18 protein-coding genes are annotated in these 18540 nt (G+C 65.2%); 5 read left to right on the top strand and 13 right to left on the bottom strand.

Annotated features, from left to right (window positions below):
• The 6 genes from J4D52_RS10135 to J4D52_RS10110 form a co-directional block, all read right to left on the bottom strand.
• Positions 1 to 1415 (bottom strand): GDL motif peptide-associated radical SAM/SPASM maturase (locus J4D52_RS10135; protein WP_207272125.1); only part of this gene is annotated, 1415 nt, incomplete at its 3' end.
• A 152-nt stretch (positions 1416 to 1567) separates the two neighbouring features.
• Entirely contained in the window at positions 1568 to 2149 is a 582-nt protein-coding gene (locus tag J4D52_RS10130) for a DUF1842 domain-containing protein (protein ID WP_025804123.1), read from the bottom strand.
• A gap of 52 nt (positions 2150 to 2201) precedes the next feature.
• On the bottom strand, positions 2202 to 2834 hold the full coding sequence (locus J4D52_RS10125; protein ID WP_025804122.1) for a DUF1842 domain-containing protein: 633 nt from the start codon (positions 2832 to 2834) through the stop codon (positions 2202 to 2204).
• Between the two features lie 35 nt (positions 2835 to 2869).
• Positions 2870 to 3058 carry a DUF1843 domain-containing protein gene (locus tag J4D52_RS10120; RefSeq protein ID WP_009048143.1) on the bottom strand — a complete coding sequence of 63 codons (189 nt, stop codon included), beginning with the start codon at positions 3056 to 3058 and terminating at the stop codon, positions 2870 to 2872.
• A 276-nt stretch (positions 3059 to 3334) separates the two neighbouring features.
• A complete protein-coding gene (locus tag J4D52_RS10115; protein ID WP_102676548.1) occupies positions 3335 to 3931 on the bottom strand; it encodes a TetR/AcrR family transcriptional regulator in 597 nt (198 codons plus the stop codon).
• Positions 3924 to 4775 (bottom strand): 3-hydroxybutyryl-CoA dehydrogenase, encoded by an 852-nt coding sequence (locus J4D52_RS10110; protein WP_102676547.1) that lies wholly within the window; start codon positions 4773 to 4775, stop codon positions 3924 to 3926. The genes J4D52_RS10115 and J4D52_RS10110 overlap by 8 nt, the downstream gene beginning before the upstream one ends.
• Before the next feature lie 171 nt (positions 4776 to 4946).
• Here J4D52_RS10110 and J4D52_RS10105 point away from each other — a divergent pair, with 171 nt between their 5' ends.
• Entirely contained in the window at positions 4947 to 5960 is a 1014-nt protein-coding gene (locus tag J4D52_RS10105; RefSeq protein WP_102676546.1) for an AraC family transcriptional regulator, read from the top strand.
• Between the two features lie 23 nt (positions 5961 to 5983).
• On the opposite strand, the gene J4D52_RS10100 is transcribed toward J4D52_RS10105, so the two are convergent.
• From J4D52_RS10100 to J4D52_RS10080, 5 genes are all read right to left on the bottom strand, one after another.
• The gene (locus J4D52_RS10100; RefSeq protein WP_102676545.1) at positions 5984 to 6607 is read right to left on the bottom strand and encodes an HAD family phosphatase; all 624 of its coding nucleotides are present in this window, start codon (positions 6605 to 6607) and stop codon (positions 5984 to 5986) included.
• A 149-nt stretch (positions 6608 to 6756) separates the two neighbouring features.
• A complete protein-coding gene (locus tag J4D52_RS10095; RefSeq protein WP_102676544.1) occupies positions 6757 to 7371 on the bottom strand; it encodes a hypothetical protein in 615 nt (204 codons plus the stop codon).
• Positions 7372 to 7421: 50 nt separating this feature from the next.
• Entirely contained in the window at positions 7422 to 7565 is a 144-nt protein-coding gene (locus J4D52_RS10090) for a hypothetical protein (protein ID WP_158246964.1), read from the bottom strand.
• Between the two features lie 117 nt (positions 7566 to 7682).
• Positions 7683 to 9455, bottom strand: a complete 1773-nt coding sequence (locus J4D52_RS10085) for an acyl-CoA dehydrogenase C-terminal domain-containing protein (RefSeq protein WP_102676543.1) — start codon at positions 9453 to 9455, stop codon at positions 7683 to 7685.
• 125 nt (positions 9456 to 9580) lie between these two features.
• Complete coding sequence (locus tag J4D52_RS10080) at positions 9581 to 11203, bottom strand: acyl-CoA synthetase (protein ID WP_038580397.1); 1623 nt, start codon at positions 11201 to 11203, stop codon at positions 9581 to 9583.
• A 181-nt stretch (positions 11204 to 11384) separates the two neighbouring features.
• Between J4D52_RS10080 and J4D52_RS10075 the strand changes: the two genes are divergently transcribed.
• From J4D52_RS10075 to J4D52_RS10060, 4 genes are all read left to right on the top strand, one after another.
• The gene (locus J4D52_RS10075; protein ID WP_102676542.1) at positions 11385 to 13274 is read left to right on the top strand and encodes a PAS domain S-box protein; all 1890 of its coding nucleotides are present in this window, start codon (positions 11385 to 11387) and stop codon (positions 13272 to 13274) included.
• Positions 13271 to 13906 (top strand): response regulator transcription factor, encoded by a 636-nt coding sequence (locus J4D52_RS10070; RefSeq protein WP_023968669.1) that lies wholly within the window; start codon positions 13271 to 13273, stop codon positions 13904 to 13906. The genes J4D52_RS10075 and J4D52_RS10070 overlap by 4 nt, the downstream gene beginning before the upstream one ends.
• 93 nt (positions 13907 to 13999) lie before the next feature.
• Positions 14000 to 14764 carry a hypothetical protein gene (locus tag J4D52_RS10065; RefSeq protein WP_102676540.1) on the top strand — a complete coding sequence of 255 codons (765 nt, stop codon included), beginning with the start codon at positions 14000 to 14002 and terminating at the stop codon, positions 14762 to 14764.
• 683 nt (positions 14765 to 15447) lie between these two features.
• Complete coding sequence (locus tag J4D52_RS10060) at positions 15448 to 16161, top strand: GntR family transcriptional regulator (RefSeq protein WP_025809368.1); 714 nt, start codon at positions 15448 to 15450, stop codon at positions 16159 to 16161.
• Between the two features lie 6 nt (positions 16162 to 16167).
• Here J4D52_RS10060 and J4D52_RS10055 read toward each other — a convergent pair whose 3' ends face one another.
• Positions 16168 to 17115 carry a PDR/VanB family oxidoreductase gene (locus J4D52_RS10055; protein WP_063430051.1) on the bottom strand — a complete coding sequence of 316 codons (948 nt, stop codon included), beginning with the start codon at positions 17113 to 17115 and terminating at the stop codon, positions 16168 to 16170.
• A 97-nt stretch (positions 17116 to 17212) separates the two neighbouring features.
• Complete coding sequence (locus J4D52_RS10050) at positions 17213 to 18274, bottom strand: aromatic ring-hydroxylating dioxygenase subunit alpha (RefSeq protein WP_063430053.1); 1062 nt, start codon at positions 18272 to 18274, stop codon at positions 17213 to 17215.
• Positions 18275 to 18540 lie beyond the last annotated feature (266 nt).

Raw genomic sequence — 18540 nt, 5'->3', positions numbered from 1 at the left:
ATGATCGCCTGCTGCCGGGCGCGGTCGACCAGGTACTCGGCCTCGGCGCTGGCCACATCGGCCGAGCAGTGCGGGCAGGTGGTTTCGTGGGCATGGATGTACTGCCAGCAGCCGCGGCACAGGGCCAGTCGGGTGGGCAGGCGTCCTTCCTCAGGGGATTTCTGCCCCTGGTTGATCCACGCCAGCTTGATCACCTGGCCGCTGTCGCTGACGCTGCTGACCGTCTCGCCGGTGTCGATGCGTTCGGTGATCAGGTCGAAGCGACCGACCGCGAACGACGCCTTGGCGGCGTCCTCAAGCTTGACGATGCGTTCGCGCAGGCCCTTTTTCTGCAGGTCCAGGGCGCGGTAGTGGCAGTACGGATTGTTGCCCGGCTTGCCCAGCAGCGAGTGCGAAGTCCAGGTGCAGCCGCCGCGGCACACGTCGTTGTAGTAGCAACTGCGGCAATAACCCCATAGGTCGTCGACCGAGCGCAGGCGGCCAAAATGCATGCCTTCGCTGTAGTGCCAGATGTCGTGCAGGCTCATGTCGCGCACATTGCCGCCGGAGAACCCCACTGTCGCCAGCGAAGGACAGCCCTTCACCGTGCCGTCGGCCTCCAGGGCCAGCACCGTTTGCCCGGCGGCGCAGCCGCTCCAGTGCACGCGCTCGTCGCCGAAGCCGCGCCACATATGTTCGTAAGGGCCGTAGTAACCGATGTTGTTGCCGATGTTCATCAGCAGGCCGCGTTCCAGGCCTTCGCGGTAGAGGCGCGCCAGCAGCGGCATGACCTCCAGCAATTGATAGGGCTGCAGCAAGAGTTCCGGGTGATCCACCGCATTGCCCATGGCCACCGTCAGCTGGATCTGCCAATGGGTGGCGCCCAGTTCGATGATCAGGTCCATCAACTGCGGCAAGTCGGGCAGGGTGGCCGCGCCGATCTGCGTGTTGACGCTGACCGCGAGCCCGGCCTGCTTGGCCCGGCGCAGGGTGTCCACGGCCTTGTCGAAGGATCCCGGGACGTTGCGCACGGCGTCATGCAAGGGCGCCAGGCCGTCCAGCGAAACCCCCACGCCGTTGAGCCCGGCATCCACCGCGGCCTGCATTTTCGCCGGGGTGAGGTTGCGCCCGCCGGTCTGGATCGCGCAGTAGATGCCGTGGTCGTGGATGGCCTGGATCAGGCGGGTCCAGTCCTTGCGCAAATAGGCTTCGCCGCCGATCAGGGTGACTTCCCGCGTGCCGAGGGCGGCGAGGGCGTCGATCACGTCGAGGCATTCCTGGGTGTTCAGTTCGTTGGGGCGTCGATGGCCGGCGCGGGAGCCGCAATGCAGGCATTTGAGGTCGCAGGCGAGGGTGATTTCCCAGACCACATGCACCGGTACGTAACGCTTGAGGTCGGTTTCGCTGAGGTAGCGGGCGGGGCGATTGGCTGACATGGACAGTCCTTTGGGCGCACACAGGCGCGCGGCACGAACCTGGCGGATGTCCGCGCCGTCCCTGGCACTGCCGGCCCGGGCGGACATAGGGTTTGCCAGTGGGGAACCGGGCCTGGCCCCGGGGAAGGAAGGCCAGGCCCGGACGCCACCTTTCAGCGAGCTTCGAGGCGGGTGATCTCGGCGTTCAGCTGCTGCAAGGCGCTGCGCAGCGCATCGCTGCTGGCCAGCTGCTGTTCGCCCTGGAGGACGACTGCCTTGAGTTGCGCCAGGTCACCGCTGGCTTGGGCATGCTGCACCGCAACGGCATACAGCGGAATGGGGTGATGCGGCACGGGTTCCGGGTGCGGGATCGACGCCTGGCTGACGGTGGCGTGCTGCACGTCCTGCCAGTTGCCCTGGTAGCAGTATTTGTAGCTGGCGAAACCGCTGGCCCAGTCGAGCCCGAGAATGCCTTGCAGGTGGAAGGTCTCGGCAATCTGGCTGGTCGGGCCACTGGGGTTGCCGGCGAGCGTCAGGATGATGTGGCCTTCGGTCGACGGGTGCAGATGCAGTTGGGAATAGGTGCCCCACACGTCGGCGAAGAAGTTCACCGGCGGATAGGTGCTCTTGAAGACGCGGGCCACGCCGCTGACTTTTTTCTGTGGGGTGTTGACCAGGAGGTCGAGGGTCAGAACCGGGGCCCCCAGCAGCGCCGTGGTGACGTGGAGGCGGGTGTGGAACAGTCCAGTTTGCATGGTGCAACTCCTTGTTCGTATTCAGGGAAGTCGGGTCAGGGGCGAGCGGCGGTCAGCGGCGCTCGAGCTTGCCGATTTCGTCCTTGGCTGCATCCAGCGCGCTGCGCAGTTGAGGCAGTTGATCCAGTTGCTGTTGGGCCTGGCTGGCCAGGGTTTTCATCTGGGTCAGGTCGCCGCTGGCGATGGCGCCATGGATCGGCGCGGCATACAGCGGATGGATCGGTGGATACGCCGGCAGGGGAACGGTTTCCTGTTGCGATTGCAGGGTGTAGGAGGGCACCGGCTCGACGAGATGGGCTGGAACGTTTTCGATCGATACCCAGTACTGGCCGTTGTAGTACTGGTAGTTGGCAATGCCGCTCTGCCAGTCGTCGCCCACCACCAGCTGGATCTTGAAGGTGACGATCGAGTTGGAACTCGGTCCGCCCTGATTGCCCTGGGCGGTGATCAGGATCTTGCTCTCGCTGGGCGGCAGGACGGTGAGGTAGGTGTATTGCCCCCACACATCGGACTCCAGGATCAGCGGTGGGTTGGTGGTCTGGGTGATCACCGAGGTGCCGCGCACGGTCTGCTCGGGGGTGTAGACCAGCAGGTCGAGGGCAAGGCTCGGCGCGCCCGGAATCGGATTGCCGATCCGGTAGCTGAGGGGAAACAGGCCAACAGGGGACGTAGTGGAACCGGACATGATTGCCTCCATTGCATTAGAAAATGGAAACGGCGTTAGCGCCGTTCCAGACGGGCGACTTCCTGTGCCAACTGCTCGTAAGCGCTGCTCAGATCCTTGGATTCTTTCTGGGATTTATCGCGCTGTTTGAGCAGGGACTTCATCTGCGGCAGGTTGCCGAGGGAGATTGCTTTCTGAATCGCCACTCCATAGGGCGGAATGACATGTTGCGAGGATGAACTCATGGCGTTGCCTTCCGTGGGAGGTTGTAGAGACTGCGCTATCCGGCAGCTTTTGCAGTTAAGCAGGCCGGGCACGGGGCAAACGCAAGGGCCACCGAATAACTTTGAATAGCCGTTATCGGGAAAAAATATATTCAGGCGGGACAAGCAACTGGCGCGGCGACATAGCGCGTTTGGCAATCAGCAGGACGCGGCTTACGAAGAATAGATACAAGCGGCGGGGCGCACTTCGACTCTCGGAAGTAGGGGGGAAAAGGGCTGGATCGCCCCGGCCCGGCGTCAGGCCACGGCACTCTGTGGCGCGCTGTTCAACAGTCGCTCCAGGGCGCCGCTGAGCAGGTGTTCCAGCAGGTTTTCGCGCTCGTGTTCGGCCAAGGGCTGTTCGGCCAGCCAGCCGGGCGCACTGTTGAGCAGGTTGGCGATGGCATGCCCGGTGGCCAGCAGCACCGCGTCGCCGAGCCGCGGCAGCGGGCCGAGGAGCATCAGCAGGCGGCGTTCATATTGCTCGCGCAACTGGCGCACCCGTTGCTGCTGGTCCGGGTTCAGGCAACCGCTGTCGCGCTCCACCAGGCGGAAATGCCGGGGCAGTTCCCGGTGCAGTTTCAGGTGGGCGCGGATCAGGGTGCGCAGGCGATCGTCCGGCGCCTTGCGCCGCCGTTCGATGCGCCCCAGGGTGCCGAGCAGTTCGTCGTAGAATTCTTCGATCAGGTCCAGCAGCAGGTGCTGCTTGCTCGGGTAATGGTGATACAGCGAGCCCGGGGTCAGCCCCAGATGGCTCGCCAGCTCGCGCATGCCGACCTGGCCGAAGCCCTTACTGGCGAACAGCTCCAGGGCCCTGTCGCGGCTTTCGGCGAAACGCGAGCAACGCTCAGCCATAGCGATGGAAGCCGCGTTCGGTCTTGCGCCCCAGGTAACCGGCGGCAACCATTTCCTTGAGCAGCGGCGCGGGCCGGTATTTGCTGTCGTTGAAGCCGTCGTAGAGGGCTTGGAGGATCGCCAGCAGGGTGTCCAGGCCGATCAGGTCGGCCAGGGCCAGCGGGCCGATCGGCTGGTTGCAGCCCAGGCGCATGCCGGCGTCGATGTCCTCGGCGCTGGCCAGGCCTTCCTGCAACACCAGGATCGCCTCGTTGATCATCGGCACCAGGATCCGGTTGACCACGAAGCCCGGGCGGTTGCCGGCGGTGATCGCAACCTTGCCCAGGCGCGTGGCCATGTCCAGGGCCAGGGTGTGGGTCGCGTCGCTGGTCTGCAGGCCGCGAATCACTTCGATCAGGCCCATCACCGGCACCGGGTTGAAGAAGTGCAGGCCGATAAAGCGCTCGGGCGCGCTGACGCTGGCGGCGAGCTGGGTAATCGACAGCGACGAGGTGTTGGAGGCGATGACACAGGTGCTGGCAACCTGGGCGGCGATCTGTTGCAGCACCCGCAGTTTCAGCTCGAGGTTTTCCGTGGCGGCCTCGATCACCAGCTGCGCATCGACCAGGCTGGCGTAGTCGGTGCTAGTGCGGATGCGCCCCAGAATCGCCTGTTTCTGCGCTTCGTCCAGGCTGCCCTTGGCGATCTGCCGGTCGAGGTTTTTGCCCACCGTGGCCACGGCCTTTTGCAGGGCGCTGTCGCTGATGTCCAGCAAGGTCACTTCGAACCCGGCCTGGGCACAGACCTGAGCGATACCGTTACCCATGGTGCCAGCGCCGATCACGCCGATATTCTGCAGATTCATCTTGGCTTCTCTTTCTTCGTCCGGGCGTGTCGCAGAGCAGCGCGAACGCGTCTTGCAATGCAACCTTCGAGGCGCGAGTCTAGTGCCCGCGCCGACCCCGGCCTATGCCAAAAGCGCTCAGCCGCGCTGGCGTTTTTTGCCATGTTCACAGCCACAGAGAGCAGTCATTCCATGCGGGAAAAGGATTCGGTCGCGGTCTACTTCGTGCAGGTCATGGTCCACGCCTTGCGTGAACGGCCCGAGCGCCTGGCCGCGGTGCTGGCCGAGGCGGGCATCGATCCGGCCTTGCTCGGCCAGCCCGAGGCGCGGGTGCCGGCCAGCGCGTTCGCGGCCCTGTGGCTGATTCAGATCCGCGAGCTGCGGGACGAGTTTTTCCAGCTTGATTCCCATGGCCTGCCGCCGGGGGCTTTCGCCCTGATCTGCCGTGGGCTGATCCAGGAGCCAACCCTGGAAAAAGCCCTGCGCCAGTGCCTGGCCAACTTCGGCCTGTTCCTGCGCGACTTTCGCGGCAGCCTCAGTGTGCGTGGCAAGCGCGCGGTGCTGAGCCTCGACAGCCTGCCCCGCGATGAAGCCGCCGGGCGTTTTGGCGAAGAGACCTTCCTGGTGCTGATGATCAGCCTGCTGTGCTGGCTCGGCGGACGGCGCATTCCTATCGACCGCGCCGACTTCCGTTATCCGCGCCTGTCCCTGAGCGACGATGCCTTGCTCTGGGGGCCGAACCTGACCTTCGGCGCCGAGCGCACCGAAATCGAGTTCGCCAGCCGCTTTCTGCGCCTGCCGGTGGTCCAGGACCTGGCCTCGCTCAAGGTCTTTCTGCGCAGCGCGCCGCAGTGGCTGGTGATCCGTTTTCGCAACCAGCACGGCCTGGCGACCCAGGTCTATCAACGCCTGCGCCGCAGTCATTACAGCCAGTGGCCGACTCTGGAAGCCTTCGCCAGCGAAGCCGGGATCAGCCCCAGCACCCTGCGCCGGCGCCTGGAGCGCGAGGGCGTGTCGTACCAGGAAATCAAGGACGAAGTGCGCCGCGGCATGGCCGTCGAACTGCTGCGCCAGAGCCGCGCGAGCATCGGCGAAATTGCCGAGCGCACCGGCTTCCAGGAGCCCAGCGCCTTCCACCGCGCGTTCAAGAAATGGACCGGCGAAAGCCCTGGCCGCTACCGCGCGCGCTACCAGCCTGCGAGCTGACAGGCTGGCGCGCCCGCCTCAGTTCAAACCGCCAACCCCAAGACCTGCAACTGCCGCCGGGTCTCAGCCGCCGACTGGTGGTGAATCGCATTCCAGCCCAGGGCGTTGGCGGCGACGATATTCGGCGCGTGATCGTCGATGAACACCAGCTCCTGAGGCGCCACCTCCGGCAGGTGCGCGCGAATGCGTTGCAGCGTGGTGTGGTAGATCTCGGCATCAGGCTTGATCTGCCGCTCCTGCCCGGACACCACGATGTCGCGAAAACGCCGCAGGAATGGGTAGTTGTCCCAGGCATAGGGGAAGGTCTCCCGGGACCAGTTGGTCAGCCCGAACAGCGGCATTTGCGACTGGTTCAGGTCTTCCAGCAAGGCCACGCCTTCATCCAGCTGGCCGCGGAGCATTTCCGGCCAACGCCCGTAATAGGCCTCGATCAGGGGCGCATGTTCCGGGTGTTCGGCCACCAGGCTGTGGGTCGCTTCGGCCAGCGTCCGTCCGGCGTCCTGTTGGGTATTCCAGGCCTGGGTGCAAATGGTGTCGAGGAACCATTGGCGGCGGGCATCGTCAGGGATCAGTTGGCGGTACAGATGGTGCGGATTCCAGTCGAACAGCACGCCACCAAAATCGAAAACCACAGCACGAATTGTCATGAACACGTCCTTTTGAGCGGTTGTGGGTCAGGGCGACATCCTGCGACGGCGTGCGGCGCAATGCAATTTATCGGCGGCCCAGGCCCGGTTTCCGGCGCACTGACAGGCGGTGCTCGCCGGGCTGTTCGTGCCAGGGCCACAGCCATCCGTCAGTCGACAATCACCTGTTCGTTCGGGTCATCGCCCAGGCACACCGTCAGCTGTTGCCCGGCCTTGTTGAACGCACAGTTGGGCAGGGCCTGCTGCTTGATAAAGTTCAGCGGCGGGAGGATGAACAGGCTGGCCAGGATCAGCGCGCCGACGGTCCGGAGAAACAGCACGTCCGCGCTAGTGGCGGCTGGCCGAGGCTTGAGACGCCCGCGCCGATACCAGTGCAGCCCGCTGAAGATAAAGCCGCAGCCGATCGCCATCGCGTAGTCCAGCTCCCAGGCTTGCGGGCTGAAGATCAGGTTGCCGTCGGCATCGTCCGGATAATTGATCCGCCACCAGGCACCCAGCAGCAGCGGCACCATCCCGGCGACGATCCAGGTCAGGCGGGCGCCGGGCATGCGCGTGAGCAGGGCCAGGCTCAGGCCGAGGGCGCAGAGGAGCCAGATGCCGAGGTACAGCTGAAAGCCCATGGCCCCGCCGAACAGGGTGCCGCTGACGTCCCGGGGGACGACCAGTTGCAGGTCGGCAAATACCATCAGCGCCAGCGGGGCCGCCACGGCGATTCCGCTCAGGAGGGCATTGATCCATAACCACAGGGTGAACAGGCGACGCATGGGAGTTCTCGACAAAGACAGGGAAGGGGATGGCACGGGGCATGCCGGACTCAAGCGAATGGCAAGCCGCTGCCGGTGGCGGACAGGGCCGCATCACCAGGCTGGAATAGGCGAATAGCGAAGGTGCAGATCAGGTGCGGGGTACCGGGCAGCAGCATGGCTGGACGGGCAATGATCGGGGCAGGCGCCAACACGTTTCTTCCTTGGGCGGTGTTCGGGGCGCGAAGTATGCAAGGCCGCCACCGGTTTTGCATCAGCCGCTGTGCAGTGCCGGGCAGCAGGGCGGGGCACAGAGGCCCCGCCCGAGGGGGTTAGAACTGCTCCGCTTCGAGGCCGAACAGCGAGGAACTGCCGGCGCGGATGCTCTGCTCCAGGCTGAGGATGCGCGGCAGCAGGCGGCTGAAGTAGAAGCGCGCCGTGGCCAGCTTGGCGCCGTAGAAACTCTCGTCCTCGGCGTACTTGTGCTCCGCCACCTGGGCCATGCGCGCCCACAGGTAGGCGTAGGCCACGTAGCCGAAAAGGTGCAGGTACTCGACGCAGGCGCTGCCCACCGCGTTGGGGTTCTGCACCGCCTGCTCCCGTAGCCAGTCGCTGAGGTCTTCCAGGCGCTGCACGGCGTCCAGCAATTCAGCGGCGTAGGCGGCGCCGGGCAGGTAGGCGTAGTCGCGGATCTCGCCGGTGAACAGGCGCAGGGCCACGCCGCCGTTGCCCACCACCTTGCGGCCCAGCAGATCCAGGGCCTGGATGCCGTTGGTGCCTTCGTAGATCTGCGCGATGCGCACATCCCGCACCAGCTGCTCCTGGCCCCATTCGCGGATATAGCCGTGGCCGCCGAAGACCTGCTGGCCGAGGATGCAACTGTCCAGCCCGGTGTCGGTGAAGAACGCCTTGGCCACCGGGGTCAGCAGCGCCACCAGGGCCTCGGCGTTGTGTCGCTCATGGGGCTGGTCGGCGAACTTGGCCAGGTCCAGCTGCTGGCCGACGTAACTGGCGAAGGCCCGGCCGCCCTCGGTCATGGCCTTCATGGACAGCAGCATGCGCCGCACATCGGGGTGGACGATGATCGGGTCGGCGATCTTGTCCTTGGCCACCGGGCCTGCGGGCGAGCGGCTCTGGATGCGCTCGCGGGCATAGGTGCGGGCGTTCTGGTAGGCGTTCTCGGCGCAGCCGATGCCCTGGATGCCGATGGACAGGCGCTCGTAGTTCATCATGGTGAACATCGCCGCCAGGCCCTTGTTGGCCTCGCCGATCAGCCAGCCGCTGGCGCCGTCGAAGTTCAGCACGCAGGTGGCCGAGGCCTTGATCCCCATCTTGTGCTCGATGGAACCGCAGCTCACCGCGTTGGCCTGGCCGAGGTTGCCCTGGGCGTCGACCTGGATCTTCGGCACCAGGAACAGCGAGATGCCCTTGGGCCCGGCCGGGGCATCCGGCAGCTTGGCCAGCACCAGGTGGATGATGTTTTCGGTCAGGTCCTGCTCGCCGCCGGTGATGAAGATCTTGCTGCCGCTGATCCGGTAGCTGCCGTCGGCCTGGGGTTCGGCGCGGGTGCGGATGATCCCCAGGTCGGTGCCGGCATGGGCTTCGGTGAGGCACATGGAGCCGGCCCAGCGGCCTTCGTACATGGGCGGCAGGTACAGCGCCTTGAGCGCCTCGCTGGCATGGGCGTCGATGGCCAGGCAGGCGCCGGAGCTCAGGGCCGAATACAGGGCGAAGCTGGAATTGGCGGCGTAGAGCATCTCTTCGAACTGCACCGCGAGCATCTTTGGCATGCCCATGCCGCCGTAGGCCGGGTTGCCGCTCAGGCCGACCCAGCCACCCTGGATATAGGTGCCGTAGGCCTCCTTGAAACCGGTGGGGGTACGCACCTGGCCGTTGTCCCAGGTGGCGCCTTCCTCGTCGCCGCTGCGGTTGAGCGGGGCGATCAGTTGGCCGGTGACCTTGGCCGCCTCTTCGAGAATCGCGTCGGCGGTATCGGCATCCACCGTCTCCGCCAGGGCCGGCAGCCGGGCCCAGAGCTTGGGCGCGTTGAACACCTCATGGAGAACGAAGCGCATGTCGCGCAGGGGGGCATTGAATTCGGGCATTGCAAGAACCTCGTGCAAAAGTGGAGGTTGAACGGCCGGGGGGCCGGGTGATTCAAAAAGGCTAGACCCCGCCATGCCGACTCCCTGCAGGGCAACGGCGTGCGCGGGGTTTCTGTCTATTCAAGCTAGAGGTTTTTCGCCATGTCGCGCAGGACGAACTTCTGGATCTTGCCGGTGGAGGTCTTGGGCAACTGGCTGAACACCACGGTGCGCGGCACCTTGAAGCCCGCCAGGTGTTCCCGACAGAAGGCAATGATCTGGGCCTCGCTGACCTGCTGGTGGTCGGCCTTGAGGGTGATGAAGGCGCAGGGTGTCTCGCCCCATTTCTCGTCGGGGCGGGCCACCACCGCGGCTTCCAGCACCGCCGGGTGGCGATAGAGCACACCCTCCAGCTCGATGGTGGAGATGTTCTCGCCACCGGAAATGATGATGTCCTTGAGCCGGTCGCGGATCTCCACATAACCGTCCGGGTGGGTCACCCCCAGGTCGCCGGTATGGAACCAGCCGCCCTCGAAGGCCTCGGCGGTGGCGCTGGGGTTCTTCAGGTAGCCCTTCATCACCGTGTTGCCGCGCATGAAGATCTCGCCGATGGTCTGGCCGTCGCGTGGCGTGGGTTCGAGGGTTTTCGGGTCGGCCACCATCACCCCTTCCAGGGTCGGGTAACGCACGCCCTGGCGCGACTTGATCTGCGCCCGCTGTTCCAGGGGCAACTCGTCCCAGGCCGCATGCCAGGCGCACAGGGTCACCGGGCCGTAGACCTCGGTCAGGCCGTAGACGTGGGTCACCTTGATGCCCATTTCCTCCACCGCGCCAATCACCTTGGCCGGTGGCGCGGCCCCGGCGACCATGGCGTTGACCGGGTGGTCGATGGCGGCCTTGGCCGAGTCCGGCATGTTCACCAGGGCATTGAGCACGATCGGCGCGCCGCACAGGTGCGTGACCTGGTGCTCGCGGATCAGGTTGAGGATCTTCTGCGGGTCGACCCGGCGCAGGAACACATGGACCCCGGCCAGGGCGGTGACGGTCCAGGGGTAGCACCAGCCGTTGCAGTGGAACATCGGCAGCGTCCACAGGTACACCGGGTGGTTGCCCATGGCCCAGGTCATCTGGTTGCCCAGGGCGTTGAGGTAGGCGCCGCGGTGGTGATAGACCACGCCCTTGGGGTTGCCGGTGGTGCCCGAGGTGTAGTTCAGGGCGATGGCCTGCCATTCGTCATCCGGCCACTGCCAGGCGAATTCCGGGTCGCCCTCGGCGAGGAAAGCCTCGTAGTCCAGCTCGCTGACCGGCTGGCCCTCGCCGTACTCGGGGTCGTCGAGGTCGATCACCAGCGGCGGCTGGTCGAGCATGGCGACGGCGGCGTGGATCACCTCATGGAATTCGCGGTCGGCGATCAATACCTTGGCCTCGCCGTGGGCCAGCATGAAGGCGATGGCCTCGGCGTCCAGGCGCACGTTGAGGGCATTGAGCACGGCGCCGATCATCGGCACGCCGAAGTGGGCTTCGAGCATGGCCGGGATGTTCGGCAGCATCACCGCCACCGTGTCGTTCTTGCCGATCCCGCGCCCGGCCAGGGCCGAGGCCAGGCGCCGGCAGCGGCTGTAGGTCTGGGCCCAGGTGCGGCGGATCGAACCGTGGATCACCGCCGGGTAATCGGGGTAAACGGCGGCGGTGCGCTCGATGAAGCTCAAGGGGGACAGGGCGATATGGTTGACGGCCGTCGGCGCGAGGCCTTGCTCGTAGATGGACATGGTTCGGGTATCCGGTGGCTGATTGTTAGCTCTATTGGCCGAGGCCATTTTTGTGGCACTCGGTGACTTATCCGGAGGCTTTTATATACTGTTTGGCAATGAATATGGAAGTACTACCTGAGTTGTATGGTACTTCTACTATATTAATAATTCGCTGATCCAGCCCGCAGGTTTATCGACAATGCCCACCTCCACCCACTTGAGCCACTGGCTGCACCTGCAGCGTGAAGGCCGGCTGCCGGACTCGCCCTGGCTCGGCCATGACCCGCTACCCAGCCTGTTGCTGGACGCCGAGGCGCGGCCCGTGGACCTGAACCCGGCACTCTTGCAATGGCTGGATAACGAGGCGCCGAGCGAGGTTTCGGCGCTGCTGCCGGTCAATCACCCGGCCCTGGTCCGCGCGTGCCTGAAGCAGCAGCGGGCCATCGAAGAGGTCGAGGCCCAGTGGGGCGAGCGGGTGCTGCTCTGGAGCTTTATCCCCGACCCGCACCGGCAACGGGTTCTGGCCCGCTGCCGCGAAGCCACGGCGCAGATCCTCGCCGAGCGCGAGTCGGCCACGGCCCGGCGCCTGTACCGGCTGATCACCGAGAACACCACCGACCTGATTTCCCGGCATACCCCGGACGGCACCTTTCTCGACGCCTCGCCGGCCTCCTGGACCCTGCTCGGCTACTGGCCCGAGGAACTGCGCGGGCGCCTGGCCCGCAGCCTGTTCCACAGTCAGGACCTGGCCGGGCTGACGCAGCGCGCCCGGGACGCCCTGGAGCAGGACGGCTACCACACCATGACCTACCGCATCCGCCATCGCGACGGCCATTACCTGTGGTTCGAGACCGCCTGCCGGGCGATCCGCGAAACCTACACCGGGGCGGTGGTGGAGGTGGTGGCGGTGTCCCGGGACATCACTTCCCGGGTCCAGGCCGAAGAGAACAAGCGGCGCCTGGCGGAAGTGGTGGAGGCCAACCCCGACCCGGTGCTGTTCATCCAGCCCGGCGGCGCGGTGACCTACCTCAACCCGGCGGCCCGGCGCACCCTGGGCCTGGAGGCCGGGCAGCCGATGCCGGACCTGGCAAGCATCCTCACCCCGGAGGTGCTGCACAGCCTGCAACGCGAAGGCTGGCACCGCGCCGAACACAGCGGCCGCTGGAGCATCGAGGCGCGCCTGCAACCGCCGGCCGGCGGCGCTTCGGTGCCGGTGTCGCTGATGTTGCTGGCCCATCGCGCGGCCAGTGGCGAGCGCTTCTATTCCCTGGTGGCCCACGACCAGAGCGAACGGGAATTGCGCGAGGCCCAGCAGCGCCATCACCAGGACGAACTGGCCCACACCGCGCGCCTGGTGACCCTGGGCGAACTGGCCTCGGGCATCGCCCATGAGATCAATCAGCCGCTGGCGGCGGTGGTCAATTACGCCAACGCCAGCCAGCGTTATCTGCAAGCCCTCGACACTCAGCCCGAGGCCGCCCGCAAGGTCGCCCAGGGCCTGGAGCGGATCGCCGAACAGGCCACCCACGCCGCCGAAGTGATCAAGCGCCTGCGGGCCTTCCTGCGCAAGGGCGGGCGCCGGGTCCAGGCCCTCGACCTGGCCGAGGTGGCCCGGGAAACGGTGCGTCTGTGCGCCTGGGAGGCGCAGGCCTGCCAGGTGACGATCGAGCTGCGCCTGGCGGATAATCTGCCGCCGGTGTACGCCGACCGGATCTTGCTCGAGCAGGTGCTGTTGAACCTGTTGCGCAACGCCATCGAGGCCAATCGCGAGGTCCATCCGCAGCAGGGCTCGCAGATCGTCCTCGGTGCCCAGGCCACTAGCGAGGGCGGGGTTGAGGTCAGTGTCAGCGACCAGGGCCCGGGCGTCTCCGCCGAGCAGCTGGCGCAGCTGTTCACCCCGTTCTACACCAGCAAGGCCAACGGCCTGGGGCTCGGGCTGTCCATGAGCCGCAGCATCGTCGAAGGCTTCGGCGGCGACTTGCAGGCCCAGCCCCAGAGCCGCGGCCTGAAGATGTGCTGCCACTTGCCGGCGACGGCCCCGGCGCAAGCCGATTCACCCACCCAACCGACAACAGGAGCAAGGCAATGACGAGTGCGGCGCAGCAGCTGGTGTATGTGGTCGACGACGACCCGGGCATGCTCGACTCCACCGTCTGGCTGCTGGAGTCGGTGGGCCTCAAGGCGGTGCCCTTCACCAGCGGCCGGGAGTTCCTCGAACACTGCGACCCCAGCCTCGACGCCTGCGTGCTGCTGGATGTGCGCATGCCCGGCATGGGCGGGCTCAACGTCCAGGAAGAGCTACGCCAGCGGGATATCCACCTGCCGCTGATCTTTGTCAGCGGCCACGCCGATGTGCCCATCGTGGTGCGGGCATTCAAGGCCGGCGCCGTGGACTTCATCGAGAAGCCCTATAACGAACAGCTGCTGCTGGACAGTGTGCAGCAGGCCCTCAGTCGCGCCGACGACCGCCACAGCCGCAACGCCGGGCAGGCCCGGGTCGAAGCGCGCCTGGAGAGCCTCACGCCGCGGGAGAGGGACGTGTTGCTGCCGTTGGTGCAGGGCTACAGCAATCGCGAGATCGCCGAGCAGCTGGGGGTCAGCGTCAAGACCATCGACCTGTACCGGTCACGGGTGATGAAGCGCATGCAGGCCGAGCACCTGCCGGAACTGGTGGGCATGGCCATCGCCGTCGGGCTGGTGGACCCGCTGCAATTGCGCTGAGGCTGCGGCCACCGCACTTTTTGCGTTTTTGCGGTTCTACTCCTGGCCAGGCCGCGCCGATTCCCCGCGCGGCCAGAGTCCAGAACGGTGCCGATGGTTTATCCGCTTTCTCGTTGTTTCCTGCGCGTGTTTTGCCTGCGTATGCTGCGCCAGCCGTTGTGGCTGGCGGCTGTCTTGATGGTCTGCGCCAGTGGCTGCAGCCAGCAGCAGGGGCGTGACATGGTCCACCAGTTCAGCAATGGCAAACCCCAGGAATTCTTCCAGACCAGCGTCGACCGCATGGCCACCCTGAGCATGCGCGACAACCTGCAAAGTCTTTACCTGCTGATGAATAAGCTTTACCTGCGCAACCCCAGCCAGTGGCGCGAGTGGGGGTATACCGATGCCACCAGCGCCGCGCGGGATATCCGCCAGGCCATCGAGCAGCAGAAGGCCTTGCCGGCCCTGGGCAACCGTCGCGACCTGGCGGCGTTGAGTTATGCCCTGAGCCCGGAGTTTCGCGGCGATCGGGTCGGGGCCTTTATCTATGCCATCGGTAGCATGCTGGTGACCGCCCATGGCGGGCGCACCGAATTTTTTATGACCGACACTATCGATCCGCAGTTTGTCAGTAACGCTGCGCGCAATATTGAAAAGGCCACCTGGATGCTCAGTCAGCGGCAGGGGGCCAATGGGGAGTTGTTGCTGTTTTCCAATGAGATTTCGGAGGAGGGCAGCAATCTGAGTTTTGCTGTGGAGTTTGGGAAGATTGTGGCGCGCCTCGACCTGCTGACTCAGATGCTTGACGAGCGCTACCGGCGGATTGGGTTGAACTATGCGCAAAGCTTGTTGCTGATGAATTTTTTGCCGGTGCAGTAGGGGGGCTGTCGTTCGCGGGGCCTCCGTTGCTGCGGGGGCTTCTGTAGGAGCGAAGCTTGCTCGCGATGGCGTCGGCTCTGGCACTGCATTTCTTGGACGGTGTACATATCCATTCCTGCGGTAACGGCTGCTTATGGTTCCGCCCTTACGGCGGGTCACTTTGGAAGAGCGCCAAAGTAACCAAAACGCTTCGCCCCCCACTCGGTGCCTCGCCTAGGCTCGGCATACCCTCACTCCGGCATTGATCCGTGGGCCGCCGCCACAGGCCATCCATGGCCTGGGGCGGCTAACCCGGCATCCCTGCCGGGTTACCCACGGCTCAATACCTGCGTTCGGCCATCGTGGTTAACGGGGCCTTCAGATCAAAAGCCAAAGCCAGAGCAAGACGGCGGCCTGCCGGCCGGCCTGGGGGAGTGCGCTCCCTGTAGCCGCTGCCGAGCCTGCGAGGCTGCGATCGGCCCCGAAGGGGGCGCAAGATCTTGAGATCGTTGAAGGCCTGCGGCCTTATCGCAGCCTTCGGCAGCGACTACAGGGGAGGCAGTAGGTTACGCATCTTCTGTAGGAGCGAGGCTTGCCCGCGATGAGGTCCGTGAGGTCGCCATCGCCAGCACGCCGGTATCTGCATGCCGCCAACGCAAGGCTTGCGGTACTATGGCCGCCCACGTTTTCTGGAAGTTGCCTGGATGAGTAAGCCCGGTCAATTGGTGCTGGTCGCGCTGCGCAAGATGATCGCCTCGGGCGAGCTGGCGGCGGGGGAGCGGTTGATGGAGATTCCCACGGCGGAGCTGTTCGGGGTGTCGCGGATGCCGGTGCGCATGGCGTTTCGCACTCTGGAGCAGGAAGGCCTGCTGGTGCGTTTTGGCGGGCGTGGGTTCCAGGTGCGTTCGGTGAGTGCCGAGGACATCGCCGGGGCGGTCGAGGTGCGGGGGGTGCTCGAGGGGCTGGCGGCGCGTCAGACTGCCGAGCGTGGTTTGTCGGAGGAGGCGCGGGCGGCCCTTGAGTTGTGCCTGGCCCAGGGCGACCAGTTGTTCGCCAAGGGCTATGTGACCGAGGACGACCTGGAGGTCTATCACGACCTCAACATGCGTTTTCACCAGGTGATTGTCGAAGGCAGCCACAACCCGGCGATCGCCGATGCCCTGGCGCGCAACGATCACCTGCCGTTCGCCTCGGTGACCGCGCTGGCGGTGGATCGCCAGGACATGGCCCGCGAATACCGGCGCTTCAACTACGCCCATATGCAGCACCATTCGGTGTTCGATGCCCTGGTCAATCGCCAGGGCGCGCGGGCCGAGGCAATCATGCGCGAGCATGCCAACGCGACCCTGCGTTATGCCGAGATCTTCAGCAGCGCGGCGGCGGACGAGCGGATGAAGGTCATTCTCCGCCCCGCCTGAATCCCCTCAGATATCCAGCACCAGCAGCGGCGTTTTCGAGCGCGAGCAGCAGGGGGTGAACTGGTCGTTGCGCGCCTGTTCGTCCTCGGTGAGGAACAGGTCGCGGTGCTCCGGCACCCCCTCCAGCACCCGGGTCAGGCAGGTGCCACAAATCCCTTGTTCGCACGACATGGCAATCTCGATGCCATGGCTCTCCAGGACCTGCACCACGCTCTTGTCCGCGGGCACCTCGAAGACCTGGCCACTGCTGGCGACCTTGACCGAGAAACTGCCATCGGCGCGGGTGTCGACGGCGGCGGCGAAGTACTCGCGATGCAGGCATGGCTCCTGCCAGCCCGCGGCCTTGGCCGTGTCCAGCACGTGCTGCATAAAGCCGCCGGGACCACACACATAGAGATGAACGTCGTTGCGCGGCGCGGCCAGGACCTTGGCCGCGTCCAGCGCTGTCTCGGGTTCCTGGTCGAAATGCAGGAACACCCGGTCGGCAAAAGACGAGCTACATAGACGCTGGACAAAGGCCGCGCGCTCGCGCGAACGGGCGCAGTAGTGCAGCTCGAAATCCGCGCCGCTGTGGGCCAGGCGTTCGGCCATGCACAGGATCGGGGTGATGCCGATGCCGCCGGCGAACAGCAGGCTGCGCCGGGCTTCATGGGCCAACGGAAACAGATTGCGCGGCTCGCTGATAGGCAGCCGCGTGCCGGGGTGGATCTGCTCGTGCATGGCCAGCGAGCCGCCTCGGGAGGTCGGGTCCTTGAGCACGCCGATCAGGTAGCGATGGCGTTCTTCGGGGTGGTTGCACAGGGAGTATTGGCGGATCAAGCCGCCGGGCAGGTGCACATCGATATGCGCGCCGGCGCTGAAGGCCGGCAGCGGGCTGTCATCGGCACTGGCCAGCTCGTAGCTGCAGATGTCCTGGGCTTCGTCGTTACGGGATACCACCACCACATCGATCATCGTCGGTCCTCCGAGTGCTGCCGCCCATGGCGGTCACTTCTGTTTTTTTTATTGGGTAAAGGGCAGGGCGCGGCACCGGGAAAATGCCGCGTCGGATTCAGGCCGTGGCCGTGGCGATCAACTGCGCTTCGCCGGCGCGCTCCTGGGCGATCAGGCGCTCCAGCACCCGCCGCGACTGCACGCCGCCGGCGTCGATATTCAGCTTGAGCAGGTTGCGCGTGGGGTGGGCCAACAGGTTCTGTTGCTGGCGTTCGAGCATCTCCAGGTCTTCGCTGAAGATCTTGCCCTGGCCTTCGCGAATGCTGGCGGTCAGCGCCTCGTCCCGCGGGTTGAAGTTGCGCGCCATGCCCCAGAAGTACCAGATCGAGGTGTCGCTCTCCGGGGTGATGAAATCCACCACTATGCTCGACGCCTTGAACTGCGCCGGCGCGTCATAACCGCCCTGGCCGGCATGGGCCACACCGACCTCGATCAGCACATGGCTGGGCGGGGTGAAGCGGCAGATCTGCCAGCGGTCCACCGGCACGTCGTCGGCCAGGCCGTTGCCGCGCAGGGCCATGCGCCAGAACGGCGGGGCCATGATGTTTTCCATGTGCCGCGCGGTGACCACTTCGTCGCCTTCGACCCGGGTGGTCGGCGGCGCCTCGTCGATTTCCTTCTGGCCGATGCTGGAGGCGTGGACGTAGGTTTCGTGGGTCAGGTCCATCAGGTTGTCGATCATCAGCCGGTAGTCGCACTGGATATGGAACAGCCCGCCACCATAGGCCCACTCATCGCTGACCGCCCACTCCAGATGATGGATCAGCGCCGGATCGGCCAACGCCTGATCGCCGGGCCAGACCCAGATAAAACCGTAGCGCTCGACCACGGCAAAGGTCTTGTTGCAGGGAAAGCCGCGCACCCGTTGCCCGGGCATTTCCACGGTCTTGCCATCGCAACCCATCACCAGCCCGTGATAACCGCACACCAGGTTGCCGTTCTCCACATAACCCAACGACAGCGGCGCACCGCGATGGGGGCAGAAGTCCTCGACCGCCGCCACCTTGCCTTCATGCCCCCGGTAAAAAACCATCTTTTCACCACAGATCTGCCGGCCCAGGGGCTTGTCGGCGATTTCATCGGGGGTGCAGGCAACGTACCAAGTGTTCTTGGGGTACATGGAGGTTCTCCAGGCGGGTGATTGTTTTTATTTAATGGATCCATTAAATGAGCGACGGTGTTTGGGTGTCAACGATTTATATGGGGTTTAGGTTGTTTTTTGGGCGATTATCGGACTTTTAGTTTTTGTTAAGGTTTTTAATGGATCCATTCTTGAGTTTGCAACGGGGCTCCAACTGCCGATAGAGGAGCAGAAGTCCTTGCCGAAGGAGAGGTTCGCCGACGCTGATTGGGGAGCCCCACGCGTACTAGCGAGTCATGAACAGA

It is taken from the genome of Pseudomonas sp. GW460-12-10-14-TSB1 (assembly GCF_017349775.1).
GTDB classification, from domain to species: Bacteria; Pseudomonadota; Gammaproteobacteria; order Pseudomonadales; family Pseudomonadaceae; genus Aquipseudomonas; species Aquipseudomonas piscium.
The sequence above is the reverse complement of the archived record's forward strand: the minus strand, read 5'-3'. Positions and strand labels throughout refer to the sequence as shown.